Origin of the sequence: Streptomyces sp. 147326, assembly GCF_045000215.1 — a bacterium.
Classification (GTDB): domain Bacteria; phylum Actinomycetota; class Actinomycetes; order Streptomycetales; family Streptomycetaceae; genus Streptomyces.
Genome location: NZ_CP134201.1, coordinates 6,703,324 through 6,710,000 on the forward strand (window position 1 = coordinate 6,703,324; position 6,677 = coordinate 6,710,000).

Genomic DNA, 6,677 nt, shown 5'->3' on the forward strand with positions numbered 1-6,677 from the left:
GGCGCAGCCCCGGGTCTTTCAGCCTCGCCGGCGTTTGAGGCGCGGGGGATGGGGCGGAGCCCCAGGACCCCCGGCGCAGCCGGCCCCGACCTAGCCCGCCTCCACCGCCGAGTTGTACGCCGCGACCAGCGCCCGCCGAGCCACGCGCTCCACCGGCCGCAACACCTCCGCCCGAGCCGCCATCTCCGAGGCGGCCACCGCACCCCCGTGCCCGTTCTCGTACGCCAGCGACACCATCAGGTCCACCCGCTGCGCCAGCGCCAGCACCCGTACCGCCCGCGCCGGATACCCCGGCGCCAGCGCGTCCCGCCCCGCCTCCGCCCGCGCCCGGTACGCCGACAGCGCCGCCTCCGCCACCGGCCCGGACCCGGCCACGTCCAGCCGGGTCAGCGCCACGGTGGCCTCGCGCAGGGCCTCCGCCAGCTCCCGCTCCGCCTCGCTCAGCGACGGCACGTCGGCCGGCGGTGCCTCCCGTACCGGCAGGCAGTGCCAGGTCACCGACACGTGCACATCACCCTCGGGCCCCACCTCGTCGACCTCGGGTACGAGCCCCAGCGCAGCCCCCGCGCACACCACGGCCTCCTCGGCCTCCAGCGCCCGCGCATTGAACTCCGGCGGCCCGCTCAGCCCCAGCGGATGCCCCGGCGCAGGCAGCGCCACCCGCAGCCCCGTCACCCCCAGCGCCCGCATCCGGCCGAGCGCCAGGGTGAGACCCACCGGACCCGACTCGCCCGGCAGCCCCTCCACCCGGTGCACGGCGTCCTCGCCCACGATCGACAACACGGCCTCGTCGGGCGAGACCAGACCGGCCAGCAGTGCGTTCCCCCAGGCGGCCAGGCGCCCTGAACGTGGTTCGAAAAGCATCCCCCTACTTTACGGATCGGACCCCGCACCGGGCCCCGGCCCCGGACCCCTCTCCGAGTGGCGTAGGTTTTCCCCTGGGGCTGCGTCTACCGGCGCACAGAGAACCGTGACTGCAAGGGGTGACAACACGCTCATGAGCGATGTTCTGGAGCTGGTGGACGTATCCGTGGTCCGCGAGGGCCGGGCTCTGGTGGACCAGGTCTCCTGGTCGGTGAAGGAGGGCGAGCGCTGGGTGATCCTCGGCCCCAACGGCGCCGGCAAGACCACACTGCTGAACCTCGCCTCCAGCTACCTCTTCCCCACCAAGGGCACCGCCACCATCCTCGGCGGCACCCTCGGCAAGCCCGGCACCGACGTGTTCGAGCTGCGCCCCCGCATCGGCGTCGCCGGCATCGCGATGGCCGACAAGCTGCCCAAGCGGCAGACCGTCCTGGAGACCGTCCTCACCGCCGCCTACGGCATGACGGCGACCTGGCAGGAGGAGTACGAGGAGATCGACGAGCAGCGCGCCCGCGCCTTCCTCGACCGCCTCGGCATGACCGAGTACCTCGACCGGAAGTTCGGCACCCTCTCCGAGGGCGAGCGCAAGCGCACGCTGATCGCCCGCGCCCTGATGACCGACCCCGAGCTGCTGCTCCTCGACGAGCCCGCCGCCGGCCTGGACCTCGGCGGCCGCGAGGACCTCGTACGCCGCCTCGGCCGGCTCGCCCGCGACCCGCTCGCCCCCTCCATGGTCATGGTCACGCACCACGTCGAGGAGATCGCCCCCGGCTTCACCCACGTCCTGATGATCCGTCAGGGCAAGGTCGTCACCGCGGGCCCGATCGACCTCGAACTCACGTCCCGCAACCTCTCGCTCTGCTTCGGCCTCCCCCTGGTCGTCGAGCGCAACGGGAACGACCGCTGGACCGCCCAGGGCCTCCCCCTGGGCCAGTAACGGCCCCCCGCACCCTGTCCGGACCGCGCCCGCCGGACCTACCATGACCATGTGGACATCGACGCATGGGTGTGGTGGCTCATCGGCGCGGTCGGACTGGGCATCCCCCTCGTCCTGACCGCGATGCCGGAGTTCGGCATGTTCGCCGTCGGCGCCGTGGCGGCCTCCGTCACCGCGGCCCTCGGCGGGGGAGTGGTGGCACAGGTCCTGGTCTTCGTGATCGTGTCGGTCGCGCTCATCGCCGTCGTCCGGCCCATCGCCAACCGGCACCGCGATCAGCGCCCCCAACACCGCAGCGGCATCGACGCGTTGAGGGGCAGAACGGCCGTCGTCCTCGAACGGGTCGACGGCAGCGGGGGACGCATCAAGCTCGCCGGCGAGATCTGGTCGGCGCGCGCCCTCGACACGGACACCAGTTTCGAACCGGGCCAGTCCGTGGACGTCGTGGAGATCGACGGGGCGACCGCCGTCGTGATGTGACAAGCAGCCTGCTCGCAGCCCGCGGGTCTGCGAGACTCCGCTCAACGGGGCAGCACAGACAGCCGGAAGGGCACGGGGAACCGCATGCAACCGATCATCATCGTCCTGATCATTCTGGTGGTTCTGGTCTTCATCGCACTGGTCAAGACGATCCAGGTGATCCCGCAGGCCAGCGCCGCCATCGTCGAGCGGTTCGGCCGCTACACCCGCACGCTCAACGCGGGCCTGAACATCGTCGTCCCGTTCATCGACTCGATCCGCAACCGCATCGACCTCCGCGAACAGGTCGTCCCCTTCCCCCCGCAGCCGGTCATCACCCAGGACAACCTGGTCGTCAACATCGACACGGTCATCTACTACCAGGTGACCGACGCCAGGGCCGCGACGTACGAGGTGGCCAGCTACATCCAGGCCATCGAGCAGCTCACCGTCACCACCCTGCGCAACATCATCGGCGGCATGGACCTGGAGCGGACCCTGACCTCCCGCGAGGAGATCAACGCCGCCCTGCGCGGGGTCCTCGACGAGGCCACCGGCAAGTGGGGCATCCGCGTCAACCGGGTCGAGCTCAAGGCCATCGAGCCGCCGACCTCCATCCAGGACTCGATGGAGAAGCAGATGCGCGCCGACCGCGACAAGCGCGCCGCGATCCTCCAGGCCGAGGGCGTCCGGCAGTCCGAGATCCTGCGCGCCGAAGGCGAGAAGCAGTCCTCCATCCTCCGCGCCGAAGGTGACGCCAAGGCCGCCGCGCTGCGCGCCGAGGGCGAGGCCCAGGCCATCCGCACGGTGTTCGAGTCCATCCACGCCGGCGACGCCGACCAGAAGCTCCTCGCCTACCAGTACCTCCAGATGCTCCCGAAGATCGCCGAGGGCGATGCCAACAAGCTCTGGATCGTGCCGAGCGAGATCGGCGACGCCCTCAAGGGCCTCTCCGGCGCCATGGGCAACTTCGGCCCCATGGGCGGCGGTTCCGGCTTCAACCCGCAGAACGCGGGCAAGGACGGCGGCGGCATCCCCTCCGCACGGGACAAGGACGCCGCGGAGCGCCGCGAACAGCCCCCGATCGACTGAACCGCCATTCCCTCCTGCATGATCGGTGAGGCCCCTCGACCTTCATGGCGGGGAGGCGACTCACTCATGCAAAGGGGATGGCACAGTCCATGTCCATCTGGGAATCACTCGCGGTCCTCGCCGCCGGCATCGGCGCGGGCACGATCAACACCATCGTCGGCTCCGGCACCCTGATCACCTTCCCGGTGCTGCTGGCCACCGGCCTCCCGCCGGTGACCGCCAACGTGTCCAACACCCTGGGCCTGGTACCCGGTTCGATCAGCGGAGCCATCGGCTACCGCAAGGAGCTCCGGGGCCAGCGGGCCCGCATCCTGCGGCTGGGCTCCGTATCCGTCGTCGGCGGACTCGCGGGCGCGGTCCTGCTCCTCACCCTGCCGTCCGACTCCTTCGACACGATCGTGCCCGTCCTCATCGGACTCGCGCTCGTACTCGTCGTCCTCCAGCCGAGGCTCGCCGCGGCCCTGCGCCGCCGGCAGGAAGCCGCCGGAGGCGACACGAGCCACCCCGACGGCGGCCCGGTCCTGCTCGGCGGCATGCTGGTCTCCAGCGCGTACGGAGGCTACTTCGGAGCCGCCCAGGGCGTGCTCTACCTCGGCCTGATGGGCCTGCTGCTCCGCGAGGACCTGCAACGGATCAACGCCGTCAAGAACGTCATCGCCGCCCTGGTGAACGGCGTCGCGGCCGTCGTCTTCCTCTTCGTCGCCGACTTCGACTGGACGGCCGTCCTCCTCATCGCCGTCGGCTCCACCATCGGCGGTCAGATCGGCGCCAAGGTCGGCCGCAGGCTCTCGCCGACCGTCCTGCGCGCGGTCATCGTTGCGGTCGGCGTCATCGCCATCGTGCAGCTGATGGTCCGCTGAGCGGCGTAGGAAACCTACGCCGTTCAGCGTGCGCGACTACCCGGCGAGCGGGTAGCCGACTAGGCGGAGCGCTCCAGCCACTCCGGCAGCGCCTCCCGCGCGCCCACGCCCAGGGCCAGCAGCATCGCGTCCGCCGGAGACGGCACGAAGGGCTTCCGGAGGAGCGGCATCCCCGCCTCCTCCGGAGTCCGGGCCGCCTTGCGGTGGTTGTCCTCGGCGCAGGAGGCCACCGTGTTCAGCCACGTGTCCCCGCCCCCCTGGGCCCGGGGCAGCACGTGGTCCACGGTCGTCGCGCGTTTCCCGCAGTACGCGCAACGGTGCTGGTCCCGGACCAGCACCCCCCTCCGCGACCAGGGAGCATGTCTTCGGAAGGGCACCCGTACGTACCTGCAGAGCCTGATCACCCGGGGCATTGGAAGATCCATGGTGGCGGCGCGCACGCGCAGTTCGGGATGCGACTGTTCGACCACGGCCTTGTCCTGCAGTACCAGGACGACAGCCCGGTTCAGGGTCACCGTCGACAGCGGCTCGAAGCTCGCATTCAGCACCAGCGTGTCCCGCATCTCGCCCACCTCCCGTGTGCAGGCCCGCGACCACACCGGCGGCAGGGCCCGCAACCACTCTGGCCGCGCGCGCCACGCGGGACAACGCAATAAAAATGCCCGGTCCTGGCCTTCTTTAGACCAGGACCGGGCAAACGCTCGGAGAACGATCAGCGGGCGGGCGACTCGTACTCGGCGATCAGCTGAGCCCGCCCGAGGGCGTGGAACCGCAGATGGAAACCGACCGACGCCGGGGACGAGTCCTCGTCCGGGCCGAGCTGCTCCCGGTCCACCGCGTACACGGTGAACACGTAGCGGTGCCGCTCACCGCGCGGCGGAGCCGCCCCGCCGAAGTCCCTCGTGCCGTAGTCGTTCCGCGCGTGCACGGCCCCCTCCGGCAGCCCCGGGAAGGACCCGCTGCCCGCCCCGGCCGGCAGCTCCGTCACCGACACCGGCAGGTCGAAGAGCACCCAGTGCCAGAACCCGCTGCCCGTGGGCGCGTCCGGGTCGAAGCAGGTCACGGCGAAGCTCTTCGTTCCCTCGGGGAAGCCCTCCCACCGCAGCTGCGGCGAGATGTTCTTCCCCGTAAGGACCTGGGCCGCGTGCAGATCGGCTCCGTGGGAGACGTCCTCGCTGGTCACCGTGAAGGACGGCACCTCGGGGTGGAAGTCGTGCGGAAGGGGCGCCCTGCTCTGCTCTGACACTGCTGAACCTCCGGGAGGGGGAGACATCGGATCCGCGTCCGCGTACGGACGCGGTCCCGAGCCTAGAACCAGTTGCGCTGCGAACCGACGCTGGCGATCCACTGGTTCAGATAAGCCGCCCAGTCCGTGCTCTGGTACGACTGCAGACCCACCTGGAAGCAGCGGTAGGTGTCGCTGCCCTCGCTGAACAGACCCGGCTTCTTGTCCATCTCCAGGACGACGTCCATCTCCCGGCCGTCCGAGATGAAGGTCAGCTCGACCTGGTTCAGCCCGCGGTACTGCGACGGCGGCAGGAACTCGATCTCCTGGTAGAACGGCAGAGACTGCCGCGTCCCGCGGATGTGCCCGCGCTCCATGTCCGCGCTGCGGAAGGAGAAGCCGAGCTGACGGAAGGCGTCGAGGATCGCCTGCTGCGCCGGCACCGGGTGCACGTTGATCGGGTCGAGGTCACCCGCGTCGACCGCCCGCGCGATCTCCAGCTCGGTGCTCACCCCGATGTTCATCCCGTGCAGGTGCTGACCCCCGAAGTGGGTGATCGGCGTCTCCCAGGGGATCTCCAGCCCGAACGGCACCACGTGCAGCGCGCCGGCCTCCACCTTGAAGGCACCGCCGAGACGCTGCTTCGTGAAGACCACGTCCTGCTTGTACTCCTGGTCACCACCCTCGACCTCGACCCGCGCCTGCAGCCCGACGGACAGCCCCTCGATCTGCTGCTCCACGGATCCGCCCTGGATCCGGACCTCGCCCTGGACGATTCCGCCCGGCACGACGTTCGGCTCGGTGATGATCGTGTCCACCGAGGCACCACCGGCACCCAGGCTCGCGAACAGCTTCCTGAACCCCATGCTCAAACTCCCTGATACGGATCTAAGGACTGGCACTACGCCGCGCCTACCCCTTACCAACGCGGAACCTTAGGCCCCGGTTGCAGGTGTGCGCGTTCCACTACGCTCGACCGGATGAGCGCGCGCCCCGACCGTACGCCCCTGCCCCGGTCCTTCTTCGACCGGCCGGTCCTCACCGTGGCCCCGGACCTCCTCGGCCGCACCCTGGTGCGCCGTACCCCGGACGGCCCCATCGAACTGCGCATCACGGAGGTGGAGGCGTACGAGGGGGAGTCCGATCCCGGCTCACACGCCTACCGCGGCCGCACGGCCCGCAACGCATCGATGTTCGGCCCGCCCGGACACGCGTACGTCTACTTCATCTACGGCATGTG

General features: G+C 70.4%; 9 protein-coding genes (1 of these 9 running past the window's edge). 5 read left to right on the top strand and 4 right to left on the bottom strand.

Annotated elements, in window-relative coordinates; translation table 11 throughout:
- Positions 1 to 90: 90 nt before the first annotated feature.
- The gene (locus tag RIU97_RS30785; protein WP_404960842.1) at positions 91 to 864 is read right to left on the bottom strand and encodes a hypothetical protein; all 774 of its coding nucleotides are present in this window, start codon (positions 862 to 864) and stop codon (positions 91 to 93) included.
- Positions 865 to 997: 133 nt separating this feature from the next.
- Between RIU97_RS30785 and RIU97_RS30790 the strand changes: the two genes are divergently transcribed.
- The 4 genes from RIU97_RS30790 to RIU97_RS30805 all read left to right on the top strand — a co-directional run bounded on the left by RIU97_RS30790 (position 998) and on the right by RIU97_RS30805 (position 4,212).
- Complete coding sequence (locus RIU97_RS30790; protein WP_404960843.1) at positions 998 to 1,801, top strand: ABC transporter ATP-binding protein; 804 nt, start codon at positions 998 to 1,000, stop codon at positions 1,799 to 1,801.
- A 51-nt stretch (positions 1,802 to 1,852) separates the two neighbouring features.
- Entirely contained in the window at positions 1,853 to 2,281 is a 429-nt protein-coding gene (locus tag RIU97_RS30795; protein WP_404960844.1) for an NfeD family protein, read from the top strand.
- Positions 2,282 to 2,365: 84 nt separating this feature from the next.
- Positions 2,366 to 3,352, top strand: a complete 987-nt coding sequence (locus RIU97_RS30800) for an SPFH domain-containing protein (RefSeq protein ID WP_361757366.1) — start codon at positions 2,366 to 2,368, stop codon at positions 3,350 to 3,352.
- 89 nt (positions 3,353 to 3,441) lie between these two features.
- Positions 3,442 to 4,212, top strand: a complete 771-nt coding sequence (locus tag RIU97_RS30805; protein ID WP_404960845.1) for a sulfite exporter TauE/SafE family protein — start codon at positions 3,442 to 3,444, stop codon at positions 4,210 to 4,212.
- A gap of 59 nt (positions 4,213 to 4,271) precedes the next feature.
- Here the strand turns inward: RIU97_RS30805 and RIU97_RS30810 are convergent, their stop codons facing one another.
- The 3 genes from RIU97_RS30810 to RIU97_RS30820 form a co-directional block, all read right to left on the bottom strand.
- Positions 4,272 to 4,775 carry an HNH endonuclease gene (locus tag RIU97_RS30810; protein ID WP_030717062.1) on the bottom strand — a complete coding sequence of 168 codons (504 nt, stop codon included), beginning with the start codon at positions 4,773 to 4,775 and terminating at the stop codon, positions 4,272 to 4,274.
- 149 nt (positions 4,776 to 4,924) lie between these two features.
- Entirely contained in the window at positions 4,925 to 5,458 is a 534-nt protein-coding gene (locus tag RIU97_RS30815) for a YbhB/YbcL family Raf kinase inhibitor-like protein (RefSeq protein ID WP_404960846.1), read from the bottom strand.
- Between the two features lie 62 nt (positions 5,459 to 5,520).
- Positions 5,521 to 6,303: a sporulation protein gene (locus tag RIU97_RS30820; RefSeq protein WP_404960847.1), complete on the bottom strand. Its 783-nt coding sequence runs from the start codon at positions 6,301 to 6,303 to the stop codon at positions 5,521 to 5,523.
- A gap of 114 nt (positions 6,304 to 6,417) precedes the next feature.
- Here RIU97_RS30820 and RIU97_RS30825 point away from each other — a divergent pair, with 114 nt between their 5' ends.
- Positions 6,418 to 6,677, top strand: the 5' portion of a protein-coding gene (locus RIU97_RS30825) for a DNA-3-methyladenine glycosylase (protein ID WP_404960848.1). 382 nt of this gene lie beyond the right edge of the window; the window shows 260 of its 642 coding nt (coding positions 1-260); it begins with the start codon at positions 6,418 to 6,420; its stop codon lies beyond the right edge, outside the window.